25 protein-coding genes are annotated in these 23314 nt (G+C 68.2%); 10 read left to right on the top strand and 15 right to left on the bottom strand.

Annotated features, from left to right (window positions below):
- Positions 1–13: 13 nt before the first annotated feature.
- The 5 genes from OG817_RS01480 to OG817_RS01460 form a co-directional block, all read right to left on the bottom strand.
- Entirely contained in the window at positions 14–826 is an 813-nt protein-coding gene (locus OG817_RS01480) for an ABC transporter permease (protein WP_396396399.1), read from the bottom strand.
- Complete coding sequence (locus OG817_RS01475; RefSeq protein WP_396396400.1) at positions 826–1608, bottom strand: ABC transporter permease; 783 nt, start codon at positions 1606–1608, stop codon at positions 826–828. Before OG817_RS01475 ends, OG817_RS01480 begins: the two co-directional genes overlap by 1 nt.
- 4 nt (positions 1609–1612) lie before the next feature.
- Entirely contained in the window at positions 1613–2560 is a 948-nt protein-coding gene (locus OG817_RS01470) for an ABC transporter ATP-binding protein (protein WP_406051637.1), read from the bottom strand.
- Between the two features lie 90 nt (positions 2561–2650).
- Positions 2651–3382, bottom strand: coding sequence for an SDR family oxidoreductase (locus tag OG817_RS01465; RefSeq protein WP_396396404.1), 732 nt, complete (start codon positions 3380–3382; stop codon positions 2651–2653).
- Positions 3370–4209: a type II CAAX prenyl endopeptidase Rce1 family protein gene (locus tag OG817_RS01460; protein ID WP_406051636.1), complete on the bottom strand. Its 840-nt coding sequence runs from the start codon at positions 4207–4209 to the stop codon at positions 3370–3372. The genes OG817_RS01465 and OG817_RS01460 overlap by 13 nt, the downstream gene beginning before the upstream one ends.
- Before the next feature lie 304 nt (positions 4210–4513).
- Between OG817_RS01460 and OG817_RS01455 the strand changes: the two genes are divergently transcribed.
- The 3 genes from OG817_RS01455 to OG817_RS01445 all read left to right on the top strand — a co-directional run bounded on the left by OG817_RS01455 (position 4514) and on the right by OG817_RS01445 (position 7231).
- On the top strand, positions 4514–5116 hold the full coding sequence (locus OG817_RS01455; RefSeq protein WP_360441803.1) for a MarR family transcriptional regulator: 603 nt from the start codon (positions 4514–4516) through the stop codon (positions 5114–5116).
- On the top strand, positions 5113–6726 hold the full coding sequence (locus OG817_RS01450) for an MDR family MFS transporter (protein ID WP_406051633.1): 1614 nt from the start codon (positions 5113–5115) through the stop codon (positions 6724–6726). Before OG817_RS01455 ends, OG817_RS01450 begins: the two co-directional genes overlap by 4 nt.
- Before the next feature lie 73 nt (positions 6727–6799).
- Positions 6800–7231, top strand: a complete 432-nt coding sequence (locus tag OG817_RS01445) for a hemerythrin domain-containing protein (RefSeq protein ID WP_406051632.1) — start codon at positions 6800–6802, stop codon at positions 7229–7231.
- Here the strand turns inward: OG817_RS01445 and OG817_RS01440 are convergent.
- The 3 genes from OG817_RS01440 to OG817_RS01430 are packed head-to-tail and all read right to left on the bottom strand — an operon-like array spanning position 7211 to position 11042.
- Positions 7211–8479 (bottom strand): AI-2E family transporter, encoded by a 1269-nt coding sequence (locus OG817_RS01440; RefSeq protein WP_406051631.1) that lies wholly within the window; start codon positions 8477–8479, stop codon positions 7211–7213. The two genes, OG817_RS01445 and OG817_RS01440, sit on opposite strands and share 21 nt — an antisense overlap.
- Before the next feature lie 34 nt (positions 8480–8513).
- The gene (locus tag OG817_RS01435) at positions 8514–9887 is read right to left on the bottom strand and encodes a glutamate mutase L (RefSeq protein WP_406051629.1); all 1374 of its coding nucleotides are present in this window, start codon (positions 9885–9887) and stop codon (positions 8514–8516) included.
- The gene (locus OG817_RS01430; RefSeq protein WP_406051628.1) at positions 9888–11042 is read right to left on the bottom strand and encodes a cystathionine gamma-synthase; all 1155 of its coding nucleotides are present in this window, start codon (positions 11040–11042) and stop codon (positions 9888–9890) included.
- 129 nt (positions 11043–11171) lie between these two features.
- On the opposite strand from OG817_RS01430, the gene OG817_RS01425 reads away from it, so the two are divergent.
- Both OG817_RS01425 and OG817_RS01420 read left to right on the top strand, forming a co-directional pair.
- Positions 11172–11603, top strand: coding sequence for an SRPBCC domain-containing protein (locus OG817_RS01425; protein ID WP_396396416.1), 432 nt, complete (start codon positions 11172–11174; stop codon positions 11601–11603).
- A gap of 6 nt (positions 11604–11609) precedes the next feature.
- Complete coding sequence (locus tag OG817_RS01420; RefSeq protein ID WP_406051626.1) at positions 11610–11945, top strand: ArsR/SmtB family transcription factor; 336 nt, start codon at positions 11610–11612, stop codon at positions 11943–11945.
- A 430-nt stretch (positions 11946–12375) separates the two neighbouring features.
- On the opposite strand, the gene OG817_RS01415 is transcribed toward OG817_RS01420, so the two are convergent.
- Complete coding sequence (locus OG817_RS01415) at positions 12376–13041, bottom strand: YitT family protein (RefSeq protein ID WP_396396419.1); 666 nt, start codon at positions 13039–13041, stop codon at positions 12376–12378.
- A gap of 62 nt (positions 13042–13103) precedes the next feature.
- Here OG817_RS01415 and OG817_RS01410 point away from each other — a divergent pair, with 62 nt between their 5' ends.
- From OG817_RS01410 to OG817_RS01400, 3 genes are all read left to right on the top strand, one after another.
- Positions 13104–14546 carry a PLP-dependent aminotransferase family protein gene (locus tag OG817_RS01410; protein ID WP_406051625.1) on the top strand — a complete coding sequence of 481 codons (1443 nt, stop codon included), beginning with the start codon at positions 13104–13106 and terminating at the stop codon, positions 14544–14546.
- An 88-nt stretch (positions 14547–14634) separates the two neighbouring features.
- Positions 14635–15285: a peptide-methionine (S)-S-oxide reductase MsrA gene (gene msrA, locus OG817_RS01405; protein WP_406051624.1), complete on the top strand. Its 651-nt coding sequence runs from the start codon at positions 14635–14637 to the stop codon at positions 15283–15285.
- Between the two features lie 95 nt (positions 15286–15380).
- Positions 15381–15968 carry a hypothetical protein gene (locus OG817_RS01400; RefSeq protein ID WP_406051622.1) on the top strand — a complete coding sequence of 196 codons (588 nt, stop codon included), beginning with the start codon at positions 15381–15383 and terminating at the stop codon, positions 15966–15968.
- Between the two features lie 178 nt (positions 15969–16146).
- Here OG817_RS01400 and OG817_RS01395 read toward each other — a convergent pair whose 3' ends face one another.
- On the bottom strand, positions 16147–16464 hold the full coding sequence (locus OG817_RS01395; RefSeq protein ID WP_396396438.1) for a nucleoside triphosphate pyrophosphohydrolase: 318 nt from the start codon (positions 16462–16464) through the stop codon (positions 16147–16149).
- A 450-nt stretch (positions 16465–16914) separates the two neighbouring features.
- Here OG817_RS01395 and OG817_RS01390 point away from each other — a divergent pair, with 450 nt between their 5' ends.
- Positions 16915–18912: a hypothetical protein gene (locus OG817_RS01390; protein WP_406051620.1), complete on the top strand. Its 1998-nt coding sequence runs from the start codon at positions 16915–16917 to the stop codon at positions 18910–18912.
- Positions 18913–19015: 103 nt separating this feature from the next.
- On the opposite strand, the gene OG817_RS01385 is transcribed toward OG817_RS01390, so the two are convergent.
- Complete coding sequence (locus OG817_RS01385) at positions 19016–19714, bottom strand: winged helix-turn-helix transcriptional regulator (RefSeq protein ID WP_406051619.1); 699 nt, start codon at positions 19712–19714, stop codon at positions 19016–19018.
- A 140-nt stretch (positions 19715–19854) separates the two neighbouring features.
- On the opposite strand from OG817_RS01385, the gene OG817_RS01380 reads away from it, so the two are divergent.
- Positions 19855–21222 carry an FAD-binding oxidoreductase gene (locus tag OG817_RS01380; RefSeq protein ID WP_406051618.1) on the top strand — a complete coding sequence of 456 codons (1368 nt, stop codon included), beginning with the start codon at positions 19855–19857 and terminating at the stop codon, positions 21220–21222.
- Between the two features lie 24 nt (positions 21223–21246).
- Here the strand turns inward: OG817_RS01380 and OG817_RS01375 are convergent, their stop codons facing one another.
- The 4 genes from OG817_RS01375 to OG817_RS01360 all read right to left on the bottom strand — a co-directional run bounded on the left by OG817_RS01375 (position 21247) and on the right by OG817_RS01360 (position 23299).
- A complete protein-coding gene (locus OG817_RS01375) occupies positions 21247–21855 on the bottom strand; it encodes a hypothetical protein (RefSeq protein WP_406051617.1) in 609 nt (202 codons plus the stop codon).
- Positions 21856–21992: 137 nt separating this feature from the next.
- Positions 21993–22610 (bottom strand): histidine phosphatase family protein, encoded by a 618-nt coding sequence (locus OG817_RS01370; RefSeq protein ID WP_406051615.1) that lies wholly within the window; start codon positions 22608–22610, stop codon positions 21993–21995.
- A gap of 4 nt (positions 22611–22614) precedes the next feature.
- Positions 22615–23103 (bottom strand): bacterioferritin, encoded by a 489-nt coding sequence (gene bfr, locus OG817_RS01365; RefSeq protein ID WP_406051614.1) that lies wholly within the window; start codon positions 23101–23103, stop codon positions 22615–22617.
- On the bottom strand, positions 23090–23299 hold the full coding sequence (locus OG817_RS01360; RefSeq protein WP_406051613.1) for a bacterioferritin-associated ferredoxin: 210 nt from the start codon (positions 23297–23299) through the stop codon (positions 23090–23092). The genes bfr and OG817_RS01360 overlap by 14 nt, the downstream gene beginning before the upstream one ends.
- Positions 23300–23314 lie beyond the last annotated feature (15 nt).

Below are 23314 nucleotides of genomic sequence, written 5' to 3'. Positions count from 1 at the left end.
GCCGACCAGGCACTTATTTCAGCAGCAGCTTGCCGAGGCGTTGGGAGGCGATGTACATGCCGATCGTGCCCATGGCGGCGAGGTAGAAGGCGTGGACGAGGAGGAACCAGCCGACTGTGCCGGTGGTGAGAGCGCGCTCGATCACGACACCCTGGTAGAGCGGGGTGATCTCGACCAGCCAGCGGATGGCCTCCGGGTACGTCTCGACCGGGTAGAACGTGGCTGAGAACAGGAACATCGGCATCGCCGCGAGCTGGACGAACTCGAAGTCCTGCCAGCTGCGCATGAACGTCGTCAGCGCCATCCCCGCGCCGGCGAACGCGAACGCGATCAGGACCGAGGCGGGCAGCGCGAGCAGCGCCCACCACGACGTGATCAGGCCCATCCCGAGCATCACCGCGATGAACATCGCCGAATAGCAAGCTCCACGCAGCAGCGCCCAGGTCACCTCGCCGGTCGCGATGTCCCACGGTCGCAGCGGCGTCGCCAGCATCGAGTCGTAGAGCTTGGCGTACTTCATCCGGAAGAAGATGTTGTACGTCGAGTCGAAGATCGCACCGTTCATCGCCGAACTGGCCAGCATCGCCGGCGCAACGAAGGCGGCGTACCCGATCGTGGTGCCGTCGGACAACGTGAAGTCGCCGACCAGTTGCGCGACGCCGATGCCGATCGAGAGCAGGTAGAACAGCGGCTCGAAGAAGCCGGACAGGAAGACGATCCAGGACCGGCGGTAGAGCAGGAAGTTGCGCTCCACGATGTGCCGGCCGCCGCCGCGGCCGAGGACACGGGCCGGGATCGGGACGACCCGGGCGGTGAGGGTCGTCATCAGCCCACCAGCCTCTTGGTGAAGCCGCGGACGGCGAACCACGTGCCGACCACGAACCAGGCGAGCAGGTAGACGACGTTGAGTAGCGCGAGCGGCGGGTTGATCGTGCCCATCGCCAGATCACGGGACAGGGCCACGCCGTGCCACAGCGGGCTGAGGTACGCGAGCCACTCGATCCAGTTCGGCAACTGCGAGACCGGGAAGAACGCACCGGAGAACAGGAACGCCGGGATCACCCCGAAGCGGAAGATCATCGCGAAGCCGGAGTCGTTCTCCAGCGTCGACGCCACCGCCGCGACCGGCGCCGCGGCAGCCATCCCCACCAGCAACACCACCGGCAGCGCAAGCACACCGAGCGGTGACTCCAGTCCACCGAACACCGCAATCACCGCCAGGAAGACCGCACACGTGCTGCCCACCCGGAAGGCGATGAAGCCGAGCTGACCGCCGACCACGTCCACCGGCCGCAGCGGCGTCGCGATCATCGAGTGGAAGAACTTCTGCCACTTCAATCCACTCATCACCGGGTACGTCGCTTCGCCGACGGCCACCTGCAACGCGGTGGCGGCGAGCAACCCGGGTGCGATGAACTGCAGGTAGCTCACGCCACCGAGCGCTCCCGTCCCGTTCCGGTCGACGAAGGAGCCGAGACCGATCCCCATCGCGGCCAGATAGAGCAGTGGCAGCAGGAAGCTGCTGATCAGCGTGCCCTTCCAGGTCCGCTTGTAGACGGTCAGCCAGTAGTCGAACTGGCGACGGCCGTTCTCCAGTGCGAGCGCCATCGCCCTAATCCACCAACGTCCGGCCGGTGAGCCGGAGGAACACGTCCTCGAGGCTCGAGCGCCGGACCAGGACCGAGGCCGGCTGCAGGCCGCGCTCGTGGACCGCCGAAACCGCGTACTCACCGTCGTCGGTGTAGAGCAGCAGGCGGTCCGGCAGCACCTCGATGCGGTCGGCCAGGTCCTCGACCTTCTCTGCCAATGCGTCGTGGTCGGACGACATGACCTCAGGCCCGAACCGCAGCTCGGTCACCTCACGCGTCGAGTAGTCCCGGATCAGGTCGGCCGGCGACCCCTCGGCCGCGATCAGGCCGCCGTCCATCACGACCAGCCGGTCGCAGAGCTGCTCGGCCTCGTCCATGTAGTGCGTGGTGATGATCAGCGTCACGCCGGCCTGCTTCAGCCGGAACAACTTGTCCCACAACAGATGCCGGGCTTGTGGGTCCAGCCCGGTCGTCGGCTCGTCGAGCAGCAGGAGATCGGGGTTGCTCACCAGCGAGCGCGCGATCGTCAGCCGCCGCTTCATCCCGCCGGAGAGCTCGTCGACCTTGACCTCCGCCTTCTCGGTGAGCGAGACGAACTCGAGCAACTCGTCCGCGCGACTACGGCACTCCGCCCGGCTCAGGCCGAAGTACCGGCCGTAGATGGTCAGGTTCTCCCGGACGGACAGCTCGGTGTCGAGGGTGTCGTCCTGCGGGCACACGCCGAGCCGGGCCCGGATCGACGGGCCGTCGGTGGCCGGGTCCATGCCGAGGATCCGCAGCGTGCCGCCGCTGGTCGGGGAGACCGCGCCGATCATCCGCATCGTCGACGACTTGCCCGCGCCGTTCGGCCCGAGGAACCCGAACGCCTCCCCGCGCCACACATCCAGGTCGATGCCCTTGACCGCTTCGAAGTCGCCGTACGACTTCCGCAGTCCGCGGACATGGACCAGGGACTCCCGCTGCTCACTCACGGTCCCGACCCTAGACGGACCGGCCGACAGTTTCCTTGTCGTTTTGGGCGGTTCCATCCATCGACGCTAGAACCTCAACACGACTGGAAGTCAACCGCGGCCGACGTACGGCATGCCGGCGGCCATCACGGTCAGGTGCGGTACGGCGACCGACGTCGGGAGCTGGGCGATCCGGACCACGAAGTCCGCCACGATCTTCGGATCGAACGTCGGCTCGACCGCGATCGACCCGTCCGGCTGCAGCACGCCCTGCCCCATCCGCTCGGTCATCGGGGTCGCGGCGTTCCCGATGTCGATCTGGCAGGCCGTGATGCCGTGCGCCCGGCCTTCCAGCTCGAGGCCCTTCGTCAACCCGGTGACAGCGTGCTTGCTGGCCGTGTACGCGATCCCCTGCGGCCGCGGGACATGCGCCGAGATCGAGCCGTTGTTGATGATCCGTCCACCCTTCGGGTCCTGCCGCAGCATCAACGCGAACGCCGCCTGCGCACACAGGAAGGACCCGGTCAGGTTGGTGTCCACCACCCGCCGCCAGTCCTCCTCGGCCAGATCCTGCACCCCGGCCGCCGGCGCGCCGGTCCCCGCGTTGTTCACCAGTACGTCGATCCGCTCGAGCCCACCGAAGAGCGCACGCACCGCCCCGCCATCGGCAACATCCAGCACCGCGGTCCGCACTCGTCCCTCAGCCGACAGGGCAGCGGTCTCGCGCAGCTTCTCCTCGGTCCGCCCAGTGACGGTCACCTCGAACCCAGCCGCCGCGAGCGCCAGCGCCATCTCGCGCCCGAGCCCCGAACCACCACCGGTCACCACTGCTACCTGCGCCATCCTGGCACCCTTCTGTCGCTCGCCGAGTCGGCGTCCAGGATCGCAGGATCCTCAGTACGACGGCGCCGCGGGAGCGCGCGTCGCCAGTACCAGCCGACCGCGGCCGCCGTGGCGGTCATCATGAGGAGCTCCACCCACACACCGTTGCCGAGCGGAGGAATCAGCTCCTCGCTGAGGTTCCACGCCGCGTGCACGAGGATCGCCACCGGTACGCCGCCGCGGAGGCTTTCGGTGACGAACAGCATCACGTAGGTCAGCGGAAACAGCCCCAGGAAGAAGGTCAGCCCCTGCTGGGTGAACAGCCCGTCGTCATGCTGACCGGTGCCGCTCAGGAAGTACAGCGGGACGTGCCAGAGCCCCCACGCCGCGCCCAGGACCGCGGTGGTGGCCAACTGCCCGTAGTACCTGCGGAGACGGGGCTGCATATAGCCCCGCCAGCCGAACTCTTCCGCGACCGGTCCGGCCAGGAACGTGTAGGCCAGCGCCCCGAGTGGTCCACCGGCGCCGCCAATCACGTCGGCGGCGTGGTCGGGAAACGCTGCGAGGTGTCCGGTCAGCACTGACGCCGCCAGTGGCGGAACTGCACCGAGCAGTACGGCGGCGAGCGGCCACCTCCACGACCACTTCACCAGCCGCTGCTTCTCGCGCCGCCACAGCCACATCACCAAGGCGGCCAGCGACGGTCCGGACGCCGCCAGGGCGAAGACGAGCATCCCGCCGCCCTCGTCGAGGTTCGCGCCCAGCACGCCCAGGACCGCCCACGGCAACCAGGTCAGGACAACACAGACCGCTCCGAACTCCAGCAGCCGGCGCCTCGTCGTCGCCATGCTGTCCACCGACCGGCCGTCGATCGCCGTCACGGGTCCCCCAGTAGCTAGCAGGAATGTGTCCCGAGCCAGCCTCGTTGTGGCGAGAGGGGCGGGCCAGGGTGCCAGACCGACCAACCACCGGGGTCCTAGGTCCACCCCTGCGTCACAGAACGCAGCCCTCCGCCGTCACTAGATCGTGTACTGGTTCTCATCTTCCACGAACAGTGATCACCTGAAGACTGTGAGTAAGTGAGTGGCGGCTCACTCAAAAATCTTGGAAACTCATTTGCGTGTATCACGCAAGCATGTATATGCTTGCAGCATGCAAGTAAACGACGCGTACTCTCCGCAGACCCCGATCGAGGGCGTGCTGCACGCGTTTACCAGGATCGGCCGGCGGCTGAAGGCCAAGCAGCCCGGGGACACGATCGACCACAGCGTCCACCTGGTGCTGTTCGTTCTGCGGTGCAGCGGAGCGCTGCGCCTGTCCGACCTGGCCAACCGGATGGAGCTGGACGCCTCGACCGCGAGCCGCCACGTGCGGTCGCTGGAGCAGCTGGGCCTGGTCCGCCGCTCCCCCGACCCCGACGACGGCCGCGCCTTCCGGGTCGAGCTGACCGAGAAGGGCATCGAGGAGTGGGACGCCGGCGCCCGACGCCGGATGGAGCTGCTGAGCGCAGCGATGGACGGCTGGTCCGAAGACGACGTCCTGACCTTCGAGCGCCTGATGACACGGTTCGCCGACGGCGTCGCGAGCCTTACCGACCCGGCCATCGAGAAGAGCTGGGCAGACAAGGGCTGGGCCGCTGTCGCCCCGCGCCTACGCCCGACACCCGCGGCAGAGCGCCGTACCCAAGACTTCGCGGCCGGCGGCGACCCCGCCGATCGCGAGAACACCGACAAGAAGCTGGGGAGCACCACATGAGCACCACCGAGCCCGCCACCACCGGCGGCGCTGCGCCTGAAACTCCGGGATACCTGTCCCACAAACAGATCCTCGTCGTCCTCGGCGGCCTGATGGCCGGCATGTTCCTGGCGGCGCTCGACCAGAGCATCGTCGGAACCGCGCTGCCGCAGATCGTCAGCGAGTTCAACAGCCTGGACAAGCTGTCCTGGGTGGTCACGGCGTACCTGCTGACCTCGACCGCCTCCACGCCGCTGTGGGGCAAGATCTCCGACCTGTACGGCCGTCGCCCGCTGTTCATCGCGGCGATCGTCACCTTCCTGGCCGGCTCCGTGCTGGCCGCGCTGTCGCAGAACATCGAGATGCTGATCGGCTTCCGGGCCGTCCAGGGTCTTGGCGCCGGTGGCCTGATGTCACTGGCCTTCGCCACCATCGGCGACGTGATCCCGCCGCGCGAGCGCGGTAAGTACATGGGGTACTTCGGTGCCGTCTTCGGCCTGTCGTCCGTGGCCGGCCCGCTGCTCGGCGGTCTGCTCACCGACGGTCCCGGCTGGCGCTGGATCTTCTGGATCAACCTGCCGATCGGACTCGTTGCCCTGGGCATCGTCGGCGCCGTCCTCCGGCTGCCGCATGTGAAGCGTTCGCACAAGATCGACTACCTGGGTGCCGCAGTGGTCACCGGAGCCGTCACCTCGCTGCTGCTGGCCGTCTCCTGGAGCGGCCCGACCAACGGCTGGGGCACCGGCACCACGATCGCCCTGCTGGCCGCGGCCGTCGTACTGGCCGTCACCTTCGTGATCGTCGAACTGCGGGTGGCCGAGCCGATCATCCCGATGGACCTGTTCAAGGGCCGGATCTTCTCCGGATACGCTGGGTACGCGTTCCTGCTCGGGTTCGCGATGTTCGGTGCGCTGATCTTCCTGCCGCTGTACCTGCAGGCGGTCAAGGACATGTCGCCGACCCGCTCCGGCCTGGCGCTGCTGCCGATGATCGTCGGTATCTTCTCCGCGTCGATCCCGAGCGGTCAGCTGATGAGCAAGACCGGGCGCTACAAGGTCTACCCGATCATCTCCTCGGTCCTGGTCGGTGGCGCGATGCTGCTGCTGTCCACGCTGAGCCTGGGCACGCCGTACTGGCACCTGGCGATCTACATGTTCATCATGGGCGCCGGTCTGGGTCTGTCGATGCAGATCACCGTCACCGCCGCGCAGAACAGCGTGGACCGCAAGCACATGGGCAGCGCGACCTCGACGATGACCTTCTTCCGCTCGATGGGTGGCGCGATCGGTACGGCGGTGTACGGCGCGGTGCTGACCAGCCGGCTCAAGGAGCACCTGGGCGACATCGTTCCGAACGCAACCCAGACCGTGGTCGACGGGCTCGCCAAGGCGGCCAACAGCGTCCAGGCGCTGCACGGCCTGAAGGAGCCGATGAAGGGCTGGGCCCTGCACGGTCTGGTCGACTCGATGGGCGACGTGTTCCTGGTCTCGCTGCCGTTCCTGGCGATCGCACTGATCCTCGCGATCATCACCCCGGAGCAGCGGCTGGCCGGCCGCTCCGACGGACCCAAGCCGGAGGGCGAAGGCGAGGAGGACTCGATGGAGGCTTCCGCGGCCGCCGCGATGCACTGACCCTCCACACCAACCGAACGACCGGCCGTCCTCTCCCGAGGACGGCCGGTCGTCGCACGTTAGGCTTGCGGTGATGTCACGCCTGCAAGGATTCGGAAACCAGCTCGTCGCCTTCCACGATCAACTCCGCGAGCAGATCGACGTACTGCGGGAACAGGCCGCACCGGACGGCAGAGATCTACTGGCCCATTGTCTGGCGTTCTGCGGGGCGCTCACCCGTCACCACACCGGTGAGGACGGCGGCGCGTTCGTGGCGCTCGCGGAGGAGTACCCGGACCTTCGCCCGGTGCTCGAGGAGCTGGCCCGTGATCACCTGATCATCGCGGAAGCCCTGCAGCGGTTGGAGAAACTCGCCGAGCTCGATCCGGCCGAGCGGAAGCGGGAGCTCGACACCGTGGCCGCCTTGATGGAGACGCACTTCACCTACGAGGAACGCAAACTCGTCACCGCCCTGAACGCCCTCGATGACGACGGGACCGGGCGCTTAGCCCTCCCCTTCCGCTGACTCCGCCGCGGGTTTCTCCCGGAAGAGGTATCTACGGGGCAACGGTCGCGGTGGTTCCGGATCGACGTCGTTGCCCGCCAGGTGGTTGACGATCGCGTTCAGTACGGCGGCCGTCGGTACGGCGATCAGCGCGCCGACGATCCCGGCGATGATCACACCCGTGGCGATCGACAGGATGATGGCGAGCGGGTGGACGCTGACCGCGCGGCCGAGCAGGAACGGCTGCAACACATGCGCCTCGAGCTGCTGCACGCCGATCACCACAGCCAGCATGATGATCGCGACGATCGGTCCCTTGGCAACCAGCGCAACCAGTACGGCGACCCCGCCGCTGATCAGCGCGCCGACGACCGGGATGAACGCGCCGACGAACACCAGAATGCCGATCGCGCTCACCAGCGGCAGTCCGAGGATCGCCGCGCCCAGTGAGATCCCGATCGCGTCGACCGCCGCGACGATGATGGTGGCCCGGACGAACGCCGTGAGGGAGACCCACGCCTTCCGCCCGGACGAGTCGGCCTTCTCGCGCGCCTGCCGCGGGAACAGCCGGATCAGCCACGCCCAGATCCGATCGCCCTGGTAGAGGAAGAAGAACAGGCAGAACAGCGCGATGAACAGGCCGGCCACGACATGCGTCGCCGTCGTACCGACCTCGGCCGCGCGCTGACCGAGAGCACCACCGGACGTGATCTCGTCCTGCAGTCGCTTGAAGGCGGCGGTGATGTCCTTGTCACTCAGCCCGAAGTTGATCCGGCCCAGGTCGCGCAGTTTCTGCACACCTTCGCCGACCTGGGTGGACAGACTCTCGAACTGGCCCGCGATCTGCGTCCCGACCAGGGTCAGCAGACCGGCGACGAGGATGATGGTCGCCAGGACGGTGATGCCCGCCGCGGGACCGCGGGGAATGCGGAGCCGCTGCAGGCCGTCCGTCACCGGAACCAGCAGAGCCGTCAGCAGTACGCCGACCGTGACCGGGACGACCACCTCGGACAGATAACGCATCCCGTAGGCGATCACCAGCACGGCCGCGACGATCACCAGGAACCGCCAGGCCCAGGCACTGGCGATCTGCATCCCGGGTGTCACCCCGGTGTCCACGCGACCCCGGCTGGACGACGCGGTCAGGCGATCGTCGTCCACCACGGTTGCGCTGGCCTCGTCGAGCACCTCGTTGTCAGCCACCGGACTCTCGCGGTCCCGTCCGACGTCCGGCGCCTCGGTCTCGTCGCCCCGCCCCGACTCGCTCATCCCACCTCCGCAGCTCACGCGCTTGGTACTGAGGTTAGTGCCCGGTGCGGACCGTTCCATGAATGTGCGCCGCGAGCCCTTCGGCTGCGGCTGGGGCGAGGCCGGCGAGCAGGCCGACGCCGGCCAGGACGTAGTCCTTGTCGACGCAGACTTCCGCGCGCTCCGGGACGAGCCAGCCTTCCTCCTGTGCATTCACCCCGACGGAGCCCAGGATCCGCGCGGCGACGTCCGGCCCGTTGTGCCGCAGCACTCCTCCGGACCCGACCAGCAGGTCCACCTCGCGCAGGTCCTTGCCCGACCGCTCGATCACCCGACCGCCCGGCCCGAACACGATCCGCTGTCGACCCGCGTGCCGCCGCAACGCCACCGTCGCCGCGACCCTCGCGAGCAACTCGTCGTACGACGCCTCTTGCTCGCTGTCAGGAAGGTACGACGGATCGGCGTGCCGCCGAGCGGCCGCCGTACTGAGCAGGTCGCCGTCCGGGATGAGACCGGACTCGATGCCGGCGGCGACTACTGGGACCGCGCTCCAGCGCATGCCGAGGTCGCCCTCGACCGTGCGCGTCACGGGATGCGTCGCGACCACCTCGCGGCCGAGGTTCGCGTCCTCCGGGTCGAGCTCGATCACCGAGTGCACGTCCGTGGTCGCACCACCGATGTCCACGACCGCGACGTCACCGTGCAGCCCGGCCAGCACCTCGACTCCGCGCAGTACGACGTCCGGCGTGGCGGCTCGGACCATCCGCGTGAACGCCGGGTCCCGGGACAGGTTCTTCCCGCCGATCACATGGGCGAGGAACATCTCCCGGATCGCGGCCCGCGCACTGTCCGGCGCGAACACTCCGATCTCGGGTACGACATTGTCCGCCAGGACATGCGGTACGCCGGCCGCCGCAAGGGTCTCGCCGATCCCGGCCTGCGCATCAAGGTTGCCTGCGACAACGACCGGTCGACGCCACTTGTACCTGGCCAGCACCTCGGCAGCGTTGCGCAGTACTGCCGAATTGCCACCGTCCGTGCCGCCGAGCAGCAAGACCACGTCCGGCCGGTCCTTGCGCAGCTCCTTCAGGGAAGTTGCCGTGAGCCCGCCGTTGACCACGGCAACCACTCGGCCGCCGCTGGACAACGCGACCCGCCGGCCGGCTTCCGCGGTGACGAGCTCTTCGTTGCCGACGACACCGATCCGGAGACCGCCGCCCGCACTTGAACAGGCCAGCACCTCGGCGCGCTCGACGCCGCGATCGGCTTCCAGCAAGGCGTTGCGGCAGGCGTGCCAGCCGTCCATCACGTCCGTGTCGATCGTGGTCCGGTGTTCGGCTCGGGCGACCAGGTCGCCCGAGCCGGAGTCCACCGCGATCGCCTTCGTGAACGTCGACCCGAAGTCGACGGCCACCAACAGGCCCGCCAACTACGCCATCGCGCGGTCGAGGTCCAGCAGCAGGTCGTCGACCGTCTCGATCCCGACGCTGAGCCGGATCAGGTCGGCCGGCACCTCGAGCGGCGTACCGGCGACCGAGGCGTGGGTCATCTTGCCGGGGTGCTCGATCAGCGACTCGACACCGCCGAGCGACTCGCCCAGGGTGAAGACCTCGGCCTTGTTGCAGATGTCCAGCGCGTGCTGCTCTCCTCCGGTGACCCGGAAGGACACGATGCCGCCGTACCGCTTCATCTGCTTGGCGGCGGTCTCGTGGCCGGGGTGACCGTCGAGGCCCGGGTACAGCACCTGGCTGACGGCCTTGTGCCGCTGCAGGAACTCGACGACCTTCTCGGCGTTGTCGCTGTGCCGGTCCATCCGGACGCCGAGGGTCTTGATCCCGCGCAGCACCAGCCAGGAGTCGAACGGGCCGGCGACCGCGCCGATCGCGTTCTGGTGGAAGGCGATCTTGTCGGCCAGCCCGGCGTCGCGGACGATCAGCCCACCGCCGACAACGTCGGAGTGACCGCCCATGTACTTCGTGGTCGAGTGCACGACGACGTCCGCGCCGAGCTCCAGCGGCTGCTGCAGGTATGGCGTGGCAAAGGTGTTGTCGACCACCAGCAGGGCACCGGCGTCGTGCGCGATCTGGGCGACGATGGCGATGTCGGCGACGTTCAGCAGCGGGTTCGTCGGCGTCTCGAGCCAGACGATCTTGGTCTTGCCCGGGCGGATCGCGGCCCGGATCGCCTCGGGGTGGGTGACCGCGACCGGCGTCATCTCGACACCCCAGTTGCCCAGCACCTTGGAGAACAGCCGGAACGTGCCGCCGTACGCGTCGTCGGGGAACACCATGTGGTCGCCCGGGACGCAGAGCGAGCGGATCAGCGTGTCCTCCGCGGCCAGGCCGCTGGCGAACGCGAAGCCGCGGTTGCCCACCTCGATCGCGGCCAGACACTCCTCCAGCGCGGTCCGGGTCGGGTTCGCCGACCGGGAGTACTCGTAGCCGTTGCGCAGCCCGCCGACGCCGTCCTGCTTGTAGGTGCTGGTCGCGTAGATCGGCGGCACCACCGAACCGGTGGTGGGGTCGGGCTCGTTCCCGGCGTGGATGGCGAGCGTCTCGAAGCCGTAGTGGTGGTCCGTGTTCACCGGACCAGCCTACGGCCTGGTCTGCTCCGTCCCGCACCGGCCGTCCGGCACTGAGACTCTTGACGCAACCGACGGGTTGCCATATGTTGGATCGCAACCAGATAGTTGCTATTCACCAGGAGGATTGCGATGGGATTTCCTGACCAGATCGCGCGGACCGTCGAGCTCGCCCACCCGCCGGCGAAGGTGTGGGCGGCGCTGACCACGGCCGAGGGTCTCGGCACCTGGTTCGGCCACCAGGCGAAGATCGACCTGCGGCCGGGCGGATCCGCGGAGATGACGTGGACCAGCGGCGACCGGGCCGAGATGCGGATCGAGCGGGTCGACGAGCCGACCACGTTCGGCTTCACCTGGCACATCTACGGCCTGCCGGCCGAGGACGAACGCCGGACGTACGTCGAGTTCACCCTGGAGCCGGTCGACGCCGGCACCCGGCTGACCGTCATCGAGTCGGGCTTCGCGCAACTGCCGGACGGCGAGTACACCAAGGCGTTCGGCGCCAACACCGAAGGCTGGGCGTCCGAACTCGGCGAACTCGTCGACTACCTCGACGCCGCCTGACCTGCCATGCCCGCCACAGACCAGGTCGAGGCGGTGGCGGAGCAGGTGTTCCTGGCCTTGGCGGATCCGCGGCGGCGCGGCGTACTCGCCGTACTCGCGGCGAACGGGCCTTCGACCGCGACGGACCTGGCGGATCGCCTGCCGATCACCCGGCAGGCGATCGCCAAGCACCTCGCACTCCTGGCCGAGGCGGGCCTCGTCACCGCCGAGCACGGCGAACGCCGCCGTGTCCGCTACGGCCTCCGGCCCGCCCCGATGCAGCTCGCCCAGCAGTTCCTCGCCGCCCTCACCCGCGACTGGGACCACCGCCTCAACGCCCTCAAAACCCACCTGGAACGCTAAGCCCCAGCCCGCGCTCCCACTCCGCTCCGCCCCGCTCCGCATCCGCCCAGCGCCAGCCGCAGCCGCAGCCGCCGAGCTGCCCCGCCCGCACCCCCGCCGCACTGCCCTCTGCTGAGTCAGCCCACGAGAAGGTGGGTTGGCCAACCGCACGCAGTGGGCCAACCCACCGTTTGGTGGGCTAACCCAGCGGACGGCAGCCCGCCCCCACTGGCCCACCCCGCTCCCACCGCACCGCCTTCCACGGGTCCGCCCACGAGAAGGCGGGTTGGCCAACCGCACGCAGTGGGCCAACCCATCGTTTGGTGGGCTAACCCAGCGGACGGCAGCCTGCGCTGCGGGAGCGGCGAGCGCGAAGCCGCGGGCCAGGAGCCGCGAACGCGGACGCGGAGCCGCGAACGCGAAGGGGTGGGCGTGAAGCGGCGGAGGGCTGCTAGGGCAGGTCGGGCTTCAGGCGCACTGTGAAGATCGGTAGGAGGACGTGGACGAGTGGGCCGATCGACAGGGCGTAGACGACAGTGCCGACGCCGATCACGCCGCCGAGCAGGAAGCCGATGACGAGCACGGTCAGCTCGATCGCGGTCCGGACGAGGCGGACGCTGAGGCCGGTACGACGGACCAGGCCGGTCATCAGGCCGTCGCGGGGACCGGGGCCGAACTGCGCGCCGATGTAGAGCGCGCCGGCCAGCGCGTTCACCACGACGCCCGCGAGCATGAACACGATCCGGAGCCAGAGCGCGTCCGGCCGGTCGACCGTCGCCAGGGTCAGGTCCGTCACCAGGCCGATCACGATCGCGTTGCTGATCGTGCCGAGCCCGGGCCACTGCCGCAGCGGGATCCAGGCCAGCAGTACGACGAAGCTCATCGCGATCACCACGGTGCCGAAGCTCAGCGGCAGGTGCTTGGTGATGCCGGAGTGGAACACGTCCCACGGGTCCAGGCCGAGATTGCCCTTGATCATCAGGCCCATCGAGGCGCCGTACAGGGTGAGGCCGACGTACAACTGGACCAGGCGCCGGGGCAGGTGGCCTGCCTTCAGCTGCTGGATCGGGTTCAGGGGCGCCAGTTGGCGCGGCGGTGCGGGGGAAGTGACGGTCACTTCTCCAGTTTGCAGAGCAACTGGCCTGGTGATCGATAGCCAATTGCGCGATAGTGGACTGCATGCAGCGGCAATATCTCCCCGCCAGTACGCTCGCCGGCCTGCTCGGGTCCTGGGCCGACGACTCCGGCCCGGCGTACCGGGTGCTGGCCGACCGGCTCAGACTGCTGATCGCGGACGGCCGGATCATCCCTGGCTCGCGGCTCCCGAGCGAGCGCGAGTTGACCGAAGCCCTCGGGGTCAGCCGGACGACGGTCGCCTCGGCGTACCGCGAGTTGCGCGACAGCGGCTATCTGATGAGCCGCCGCGGGTCGGGCAGTGTCACCGCCCTCCCGTCCAAGGTCGCACCTGAACTCGGGCGGCACCACGCGCCTGGGATCGACATGGACGGGCTCTACGACTTCACCTGCGCGGCGCCGTCCGCCGTACCGGGGATCAGTACGGCGGTGGCGGAGGCTGCCGGGGACCTGCCGGTGCATCTGGCGACGCCCGGGTACCACCCGCAGGGCCTGCCGGTGCTGCGCTCGGAGATCGCGGCGGCCTATGCGGAGCGCGGGCTGCCGACGACGCCGGACCAGATCATCGTGACCGCCGGTGCGCTGGCGGCGACGTCGATCGCGATCCGCGCGATCACGCAGTTCGGCGACCGGGTGCTGACCGAGAGTCCGACGCACCCGAACTCCGTCGACGCGATCCGGCGCAGCGGCTGCCGGGTGGTGGCGGTGCCGATGAGCCCCGGCGGCTGGGACCTTCCCTTACTGGAGGCAACGATCAGGCAGACGGCACCGCGAGCCGCCTGGATGGTCGTGGACTTCCAGAACCCGACCGGCTGGTTGATGCCGGCCGCCGACCGGCAGCGGCTGGCGATCGCGTTCGCCCGCAGCCGGACGACGGCGATCGTGGACGAGACGCTGTTCGAGCTGTCGCTGGACGGCCAGGAGCTGCCGCCGCCGTTCGCGTCGTACGACCCCGACGGCGTGATCACCGTGGGGTCGGTGAGCAAGTCGTTCTGGGGTGGGCTGCGGATCGGGTGGATGCGGGTGCCGGAGGCGCTGGTCGCGCGGATCCTGGACGCGCGGGCGTCGATGGATCTGGGGGCGCCGGTGCTCGAGCAGTTGGTCGTCGCCGGATTGCTGCGGCAGCGGTCGACGATTCTGCCGGAGCGGCGGTCGGAGCTGGCGCGGCGGCGGGATGCGTTGGCGTCGGCGGTGGCCTCCGAATTGCCGTCGTGGCGGTTCCGGGTGCCGGGTGGTGGGTTGTCGCTGTGGTGTGAGTTGCCCGAGCCCGTTGGGTCGAGTCTGGTCGGGGTTGCGCAGCGGAACGGCGTACTACTGGTGTCCGGTTCGCGGTTCTCGCCGGATGGTGGGCTCGAGTCGTTCATCCGGTTGCCGTTCACGCTCGACCCGGATGCGTTGCGTGACGGGGTCGGTCAGTTGGCCGCGTCGTACGCGTCGCTGACCACGGGCGGGGCGCCGGCCCGGCGCTCGGCGGCCATGATCGCTTGACGTCATCTCGCCGTAAGGGGTGTGGGGAAGGTTCGCCTTACCCCTGGCGTTGAAGGATCATGACAGTACTTCTGCGAGAGGCGTGAGAATGTCGTTCTTCAAGCGCAACACAGCCCTGGTCGAGCCCGAGGCCGCACTGCCCGGCCGGCCGGAGCCCGGATTCGCCGTACCGGCGGACAACATCGTGCTCGGTACGCCGCAGACCGCTGCTGCCCCTGAGGGGTTCGAGGAGATCTGGTTCGGCACCGGGTGTTTCTGGGGCACCGAGGAGATCTTCTGGCAGCAGCCCGGGGTCTACACCACGGCCGTCGGCTACGCGGGTGGTTACACCCCGAACCCGACGTACGAGGAGGTCTGCACGGGCCGCACCGGCCACACCGAGGCCGTCCGAGTCGTCTACGACCCCACCAAGACCACCTTCACCGACCTGCTGAAGGTCTTCTGGGAGACCCACGACCCGACACAGGGCATGCGCCAGGGCAACGACCTCGGCTCCCAGTACCGTTCCGCGGTCTACTACACCACCGACGCCCAGCGTGCCGAGGCCGAGCGCACCCGCGACCTCTACGCCCCCGTCATCAAGCCCCTCGGCTACGGCGACATCACCACCGAGATCGCCCCCGCCACCACCTTCTACTACGCCGAGGGCTACCACCAGCAGTACCTGTCCGACTTCAAGAACCCCAACGGCTACAGGTGCCACAGCAACACCGGCGTACCGTTCCCGGCGGGCGCATAACAGCAGACTGAAGTCTGAGGGCACCACCTTCGCGGTGGTGCCCTCGGCCTTGGAGGCTGAGCTCCGTAGCTTGCCGGCGGCCATAAGGTTGGCCGGTGAGCATCTTTCGCCGCCCGACCGATCCCACCGAAGTCGTACTCCGACGCCTGTCCAAGAGCCTGCGGTGGTTCCGGCCGTCCCTGGCCGACGCTCCGACGCCGTACTCGCAACTCGGGCACCTCGCCCAGCATCGGCTGTGTCCAGCGATTGAGCAGGGTGACGCGGCTCCAGTGATGACCGCCCTCGCCATCACCGAAGCGGCCCTGGCGGGTGCCGATCTCGACCACGTGCCCGATGCCAACCTCGACGAGGCGCTCACGCTGGGCCTGGTCGAAGTGGTGAGTAACTGGTGCTCTTGGCCGGAGACACCACCGGAGGTGGTTGCGACGATCGAGGCAGGCATGGGCCCGATGACCTGCGGGCGGTGGAACTCCGTCCGGGACCAAGGCAACACCGTGGCCGACTGGATCCGTAACGGAGGTGCAGCCGACCGCACCGGCGAAACGCCGGCGGCGTACCGAGAGATCGAGAACGCCGACCTCCGATTCCTCACCCGGTCCGATCGGCAGTACATCGATGAGACGACAGCCGTGGGCACTGCCGACCGCCTGCGGTTCGAGATGGCCACCGGTCAGGGCGTGTAGCCGTGCCCCAGTTGCCTGATGTTCATCTACAAGGCGCAGTACCCCGACGCGTTCTATCGCCTCGCCAGCATCGCTACCACCAGCAGTATTTGCGCAAGGTCCCGAACGGCTACCGGTGCCACTCCAAGACGGGTGTTCCGTTCCCAGCCGACGACTGAGAACGGAACCGGCGCGCCGGTCAGCGAACGCCGGTCCAGATGACTCGGTCGGTGAAAGTCCCTCGCTCTGTGGCCTTGGCGGCGCGGGTTGTTTCGAGGTGGTCCTTGGTAGTCCCCAGGTCGGCCGCCAAGGCATAGACGACCTCGAGGATGTCCGCGAGTTCCTCGACGGCGGTCGCGCCGTCGGCAGTGAGGAATTCGTCGACCTCCTCCAGGAGCTTGTCGCGCAGCCGGCGACCGTACTCGGCAGACTCGGCCCGATAGGTGATCGGCTCAGCACCACTCGCGCGGATGATCTCCGGGATGCGGTCTCTCACAAGCTTGCCGCCAGCACTCATCTGTTCCTCCATCAACCCGTGAGACCGACCGCCCAATCGTAGTTCAGCCGAGCGACGGCACAGCTTCTATCGCCCAGGCGGCATCGCTACCACCAGCAGTACCTGTCCGACTTCAAGAACCCCAACGGCTACCGCTGCCACTCCAATACGGGAGTTCCGTTCCCGGAAGACGTGTAAGCCCTCGACCGACGCGGTCTTCTCATGGGTGCCGAGACCAGGCTTGGCCGGTGAGGGGGCCGCTGTTTCGAGCGTGTGCATGCGACCGCCCCCGCGTGTGCACGCTCAGTTGCCAACCCTTGCGCTTCACCACATCTGAGGTCTCAAATGGCTGGTGAAGCTTGGCGAACGGGCAACTCGGGGTGCGGTAGGCCGACCACTGCATCGCGTGTGCCGACATGCTGACGTTCGGTCGCCACTCCAGTGGCACGCGACCAGCATGGAGGGCAACCCATGAAGTTCACCTCTCACATGACCCGCCGTCGAGCGTTTGGTCTGGCAACTGCGTCCCTGGTCATCTCCGCCGGCCTGATCACCCCGACAACCTCGATGGGTGCGGCCGCCGGAGGTACCCGCGCGATTCCCAGCGGCGGCACGACGAGTATCCAGACACGTCCGCTCGGAGTCGACGGTCTCCAGCAGCCGGAGCTGCGGCCCGGAGGCCGGGACGAGGAGGAAGGCGACGGCGAGGCCGGTGAGTTCACGCGTCCGCGCCCGGGGTTCAAGAACGGCAAGTTCCCGAAGAAGCCGCTCGACGCACCGGTCGTCGCGTCCAGCGTCGTGGCCGGCTCCAACGCGGATGTCCAAGCCAGCGTGAACGGCCTTACCCACCGCGACCAACGCCTCGCCAACGGCGGCAACCAGTTCTCGCTCGAGCCGCCCGACCAGGCGCTGTGTGTCGGCAACGGGTTCGTCGTCGAGGCGGTCAACAGCGTGCTGCGGGTCCGCAGCTCGGCAGACGCCGCCGCGCTGAGCGGGGTACAGGATCTCAACACGTTCTTCGGCTACCCGCCCGCGATCGACCGAACGACCGGCGTGATCGGGCCGCAGGTCATCGACCCGGTGTGCCTGTACGACCCGGACCACCAGCGCTTCATGGTGGTTCTCACCACCTTGGGCAGCCTGCCGAGCGGCGACTTCACCGGCAAGAACACGATCGACCTGGCCGTGTCGAACACCGGCAACCCGCTCGGCACCTGGACCATCTACCACGTCCCGGCGCAGAACGACGGGACCGACGGAACACCCGACCACGGCTGCACCGTGGACGGGGTCGTCCACGGCCCGTGTTTCCAGGACTACCCGCACATCGGCCAGGACGCGAACGGCGTGTACGTGTCGACCAACGAGTACGACCTGTTCGGGCCGGGCTTCAACGCCGCGCAGATCTTCGCGTTCTCGAAGGCGCAGCTCGCCGGCCACCCGGCCAGCGTCAACATGACCCTGGTCGAGAACCTCGCCGTCGACGGCTCGCCGGGCTTCACCGTCTGGCCGGCCAACTCGCCGGCCGGGGAGTACTCCAGCGAACGGAACGGCACGGAGTACGCGTTGAGCACGATCGCCGGTGACGGCAGCGAGACCGGCAACCCGACCGGTACCGCGCGCCGGCTGGGCATCTGGGCGATCACCAACACGGCGTCGCTGAACTCCGCGGCACCGGCGTTGGGGATCACGAGCCGGCTGACGAACAGCCAGACGTATGTCGTCCCGCCGGAGTCGGACCAGAAGCCGGGCAACATCCCGCTGGGTGAGTGCATCAACGACACGACGATGCCGACACCGTTCGGTCCGGGGTGCTGGCAGGTGTTCTTCGAGCCCGAGGCCGAGCCCGCGCACGACGAGGTGGAGTCCACGCCGGACTCGCTGGATTCCCGGATGCAGCAGACCTGGTACGTCAACGGCACTCTGTGGGGTTCCTCCGGTACCGCGGTCAGGGTGAACGGCGAGCTCAAGGCGGGCATCGCCTGGTTCGCGGTGAGCCCGAAGATCAACGGCGCCGGCAAGATCGAAGGGCGGGTCACCAAGCAGGGTTACATCGCCCTCGCGAACAACAACCTCACCATGCCGGCCATCGCCTTCACCCCGGCCGGCAAGGGCGCGATCGCGTTCTCGGTCCTCGGCGAGACCAACTTCCCGAGCGCGGGTTACGTCCGCATCGACGAACGCGGGTCGGTGGGACCGATCCACCTCGCGGCCGCAGGCCTCGGGCCGGCTGACGGATTCACGTCGTACAAGGCGTTCGTCGGGGATCCTCCGCGGACCCGTTGGGGTGACTACGGTGCCGCCGTGACCGACGGCGGCAACATCTGGCTGGCGTCGGAGTACGTCGGCCAGACGTGCACACTGGCGGAGTATTTCCCCTCGCCGGACCTGGCCGATTTCGGAAGCTGCGGAGACACGCGCACCAGTCTCGGAAACTGGTACACCAGACTCACCAAGCTGAGTCAATGAACTCCGCCGTGAGCTGAACGACTGCGGACCGGGGGCCCCGTCCGGTCCGCAGCCAGCGCTTGGTGAACATCAGGATGGCAGGGTCGCCGTCCTGTCGAACGGCTCAGGCTGCTGGGGTTGCTGTAGCGCGGGGGATCGGCCTGATGTGGGCGAAGGCGCTGCGGGCGTTCCAGGTGGGGAAGGCTCGTACGAGCGACGAGGGGCCGTGGAGTTGGATGCGGCCGTTGCGGGTGGCCTCGGCCCAGCTGAGCTGGCCGGCGTGCCATTTGACGAAGGCTTCGGCCTCCGCCGTGATGTAGAGGTCCTCGTCGAGGCCGGGGTACGTCTTGCACAGCTCGGTGTCGCCGTGCTCGATCAGCAGCCAGTACCGCTCGGGGCGCTGGCGGCCGGTGAAGTCGAAGCGGACGACGACGCGCCGGCGCGGGAGCCGGTCTCGGCGGAGCAGGTTGCACATCGACCACAGGGCCACGAAGGGATCGAGGTGCTCGGGGGCGATCTCGAGCCAGGCGGCACCCCACTCGCCGAGCGACACGCAGACCTTGAACATGTCGTGACCCGCGGGTGCGAGCTCGTAGTGGCGCCCGCGCCCGTCAGGCTTGAGTGCCGAGCTGACGATGCCGAACCGTTCGAGCTGCTTCAGCCGCTGCGACAGCAGGGTGCGAGACAGGCCGGGCGCGCCCTCCAGGATCTCGGTGAAGCTGCCGCAGCCCAGATACAGGTTGCGGACGATCAGCGGCGTCCAGCGCTCGGCGAAGATCTCGGCGCCGCGAGAGATGGGGCAGTACTGGCCGTAAGTCCTCACGACGCCAGTGTCATGCCGCGGCCTTCGCGTGTGAAGTCCAGATTCTTGACTTCACGGCCGGGGTCGACCGCGATGCGATGGTGCCGTCGACAGCGGAGGGGCCGACGAGGCCGGCCCACGCGAGCGAGGAGGTAACCGCCATGGAGATCGACGGGTTCCTGGGCCGGCTGATCACTGCCGACCACACCGACTACGACGCCGCCAGAGCGGTGTGGAACGGCGTCATCGACCGGTGCCCCCAGCTGATCGCTCGCTGCGGTGGGACCGCCGACGTGGTCGCGGCGCTGCGCTTCGCCCACGACCACGACCTGGAGATCGCCGTCCGGGGCGGAGGGCACAACGTGGCCGGTACGGCGGTCTGCGACGACGGGATCGTCATCGATCTCTCGGCTATGCGGGCCGTGCGGATCGACTCCGCCGGCCGCACCGCCTGGGTGCAGGGAGGTGCCCTCTGGAGCGACGTCGACCATGAGACGCAGGCCCACGGTCTGGCCACTACCGGCGGCATCGTCAGCCACACCGGCGTCGCCGGGCTCACCCTCGGTGGCGGCCTCGGCTGGCTCATGCGCAAATACGGGCTCGCCGTCGACAATTTACTGGCGGCCGAGGTGGTCACCGCCGAGGGCAGCATCGTTCGGGCGTCCACCGACGAACACCCCGACCTGTTCTGGGCACTACGAGGCGGCGGCGGCAACTTCGGCGTCGTCACCTCGTTCCAGTTCGCGCTGCACCCCCTCGGCCCGGACGTCGTCGCCGGTCCGGTCTTCTGGGCGGCCGAGGACACAGCGGAGGTACTGCGCTTCTACCGGGACTTCGTTGCCGAAGCCCCCGACGAGCTCGGCAGCGTAGTCAGGCTCGGCACGGTCCCTCCTTGGCCGGACATCCCTGATCACCTGCACTGGCGGCCGGCGATCGCTGTCGCCTTCTGCTACGCCGGCGCCGTGGAAGACGGCGAGCGTGCGGTGCGGAGCCTCCGCCGGTTCGGTACGCCGCTCGCGGACCTGGTCGCAGCCACGCCGTACGTCGCGCACCAGAGCGCCATCGACGACACCGTTCCCCATGGCCGGAACTATTACTGGAAGTCCACGAACCTCGCCAGGCTCTCCGACGACGCCATCGATGTCATCGCCGAGCACGCCTACACCGCTGGTTCGCCCCTGTCGTACGCGGCGATGTTTCATCTGGGTGGCGCCGTCGCCCGGGTCCCCCACGACGCCACCGCATACACCGGTCGCGATGTGCCCCACAACATCGTCATCGAAGGAGTGTGGCTGCCAGACCAAGCCGCCGGGCTGGCCGCCGCCGAGACTGCGTGGGCGCGGCAGTTCCTGCAGGCCCTCGAGCCACACCGGGCCGCCGGCGTCTACATCAACTTCCTCGACGCCGACGACGACAGTCGTATCCGAGAGTCCTACGGCGATCACACCTACCGACGGCTCGCCGAGGTCAAATCGAAGTACGACCCCGACAACACCTTCCACCACAACAAGAACATCCGCCCCACCTGAGCAGCCCGCTCGGTGGCGCCGTCCTCAGACGTTCGGCGTCTGGGCGTAGTCGACCGTCATCGCGGGGTTCCCCACCGATGAAACAAGTGAACCGAGCGCCAGGACAGCCATGCCCAGATAGCAAGCGAGCGCAACAATTCGCCAGGTCAGAGAGCAATCCGCACCGAGTGTGACCCACGCAGTGAAGCCGCAGATCCCAATCCCCATCGTCGTGTAGCAGGCCCACAGAAGCGTGAGAAACAGCCAGCCGGCTTGTCTGGGCGCATGCACCTTTCGGGCCTTCGTAGGTGCGTCAATCCGGGCTTGCAAGGTAATGCCGACCGAGTCTTTCGCAGACAGCCGCAGACGTTCCACGAGGAGAGCCTCGAACGCCTTGCATGCCGACGACTTCAGGACTGCGATGTTGGCAGTCACCACAGCGAAGATGACGAGGGACCACAGTGGGAGCGGGAGGAACAGCACCAAGAACGACGGAATGTCGTCGGAGCTGGATTGGGTCAGGGCGAAGACGACCAGGCCGACATACGCGCTCGCAGCTGCGAAAAGTGCGCCGTTGACGGTGCTGAGCGCCTGCAGGTCCTGCCGATCAGCCTGATAGAGCGGCATCATCAAAGCCAACTCGTCGTCGTTCATCTGCCCCCACCCCTCGGCTGCGGCGACATCCCACCGAAATCGCCCCCGCCACCACCTTCTCCTACGCCGGGCCAGGTCAGCACCAGGTGAGTGCCTCAGTGGCCAGGGTTTCTGAGTCTCCGGCGCACCGATGGCCTTCAGATGTGCAGGTCTGTGGGGAAGCCGGTCCAGCGCAGGTCGGCGGGCAGATGGCGCATGTCGTTGTAGACCAGGACCGAGGAGGGGCGGCCGGGCGCGAAGCGGAGGACCGTCAGTGCCGCGTTGCAGTGGTTGAGAGCGAGCCACCGCCACTTCGGCGCGTCCAGGGTGTGTCGAACCAGCCAGCCGACCAGGAAGTTGTGGGTGATCAGCAGCTGGTGCTGTTCGTCATTGCCGTCCACCGGCCCGGTGAACCGCTCCAGGGCCACGCGCGCCAGCTCAGCTCCGCTTTCGAGCTCCGCGGCCGTGAACTGCTCGAGGAAGCGCAGCAGGAAGTCGGCCGAGTCCGCCGGCAGCTCGTCCTGCGTCGGCAGGTAGGGGACATAGTCTCCGGCTGCTTCCGAATCCTCCAGCAGGACTTCGCTCTGGAGTTCCTGCTGGACCAGGCGCGCGGTTTGGGCTGCCCGGGGAAGCGGACTGTGATGAAGAGACGAGAAAGGGACGTCCTGCAGTCGCTGACCGAGCAATACGGCCTGACGACGGCCCTTCTCTGACAACCCACTCTGATCCGGCAGTGCCTCGGCGTGCCTGACGACGTACAGATAACGGGTGGCCACTCCGTCAGCCTGGTGACTTGCCAGGATCGATCTGCTGGGCGAGGTATTGCTGGATGCCGACGCGTTCGATGGCGTCGAGTTGGGACTCGAACCAGTCCACGTGCGTCTCCTCGTCGCGGACCATCTCCTCGAACACCGCCGCGGTGCCGTGGTCGCCGAGGTCGTGGCACTCCTTCGCGGACGCGTTGAACTGCGCCACCGCGGCGAGCTCGCCCTCGAGGCCCAGCCGGAGCATCTCCTGGGCGTCCTCACCGACCGCCACAGCGCCGAGCTTCTGCAGATTCGGGTGGCCGTCGAACAACAGGATGCGGCTGATCAGCGCATCGGCGTCCTTCATCTCGTCGATCGACAGGTCGTAGAAGGCCTTGCCGAGCCGCCCGAATCCCCAGTTGTCGAGCATCCTGGCCTCGAGGAAGTACCCGTTGATGACCGTCAGCTCGAGGGTGAGCGCCTCGTTGAGCAGTACGACGACGCGTGGGTTAACCGGCTGCACCTGCCACCTCCGTGATTGAGGCTGCCGAGACCGACCTCCCATGCTGGCACAACAACCGCTTCAACGAGAAGACGCAGCCGCCACAGTTCCGTCCCGCCCCGGTCGTCCCGCACACCTGCGCGAGCGTCCGCGCGCCGCGGTCGATGCTCTCGACGACGTCGCGGTCGCTGACGACCTCACAGTGGCAGACAATCACACAGGTGAGGCTACC

It is taken from the genome of Kribbella sp. NBC_00889 (assembly GCF_045207705.1).
Lineage (GTDB): Bacteria > Actinomycetota > Actinomycetes > Propionibacteriales > Kribbellaceae > Kribbella.
The sequence above is the reverse complement of the archived record's forward strand: the minus strand, read 5'-3'. Positions and strand labels throughout refer to the sequence as shown.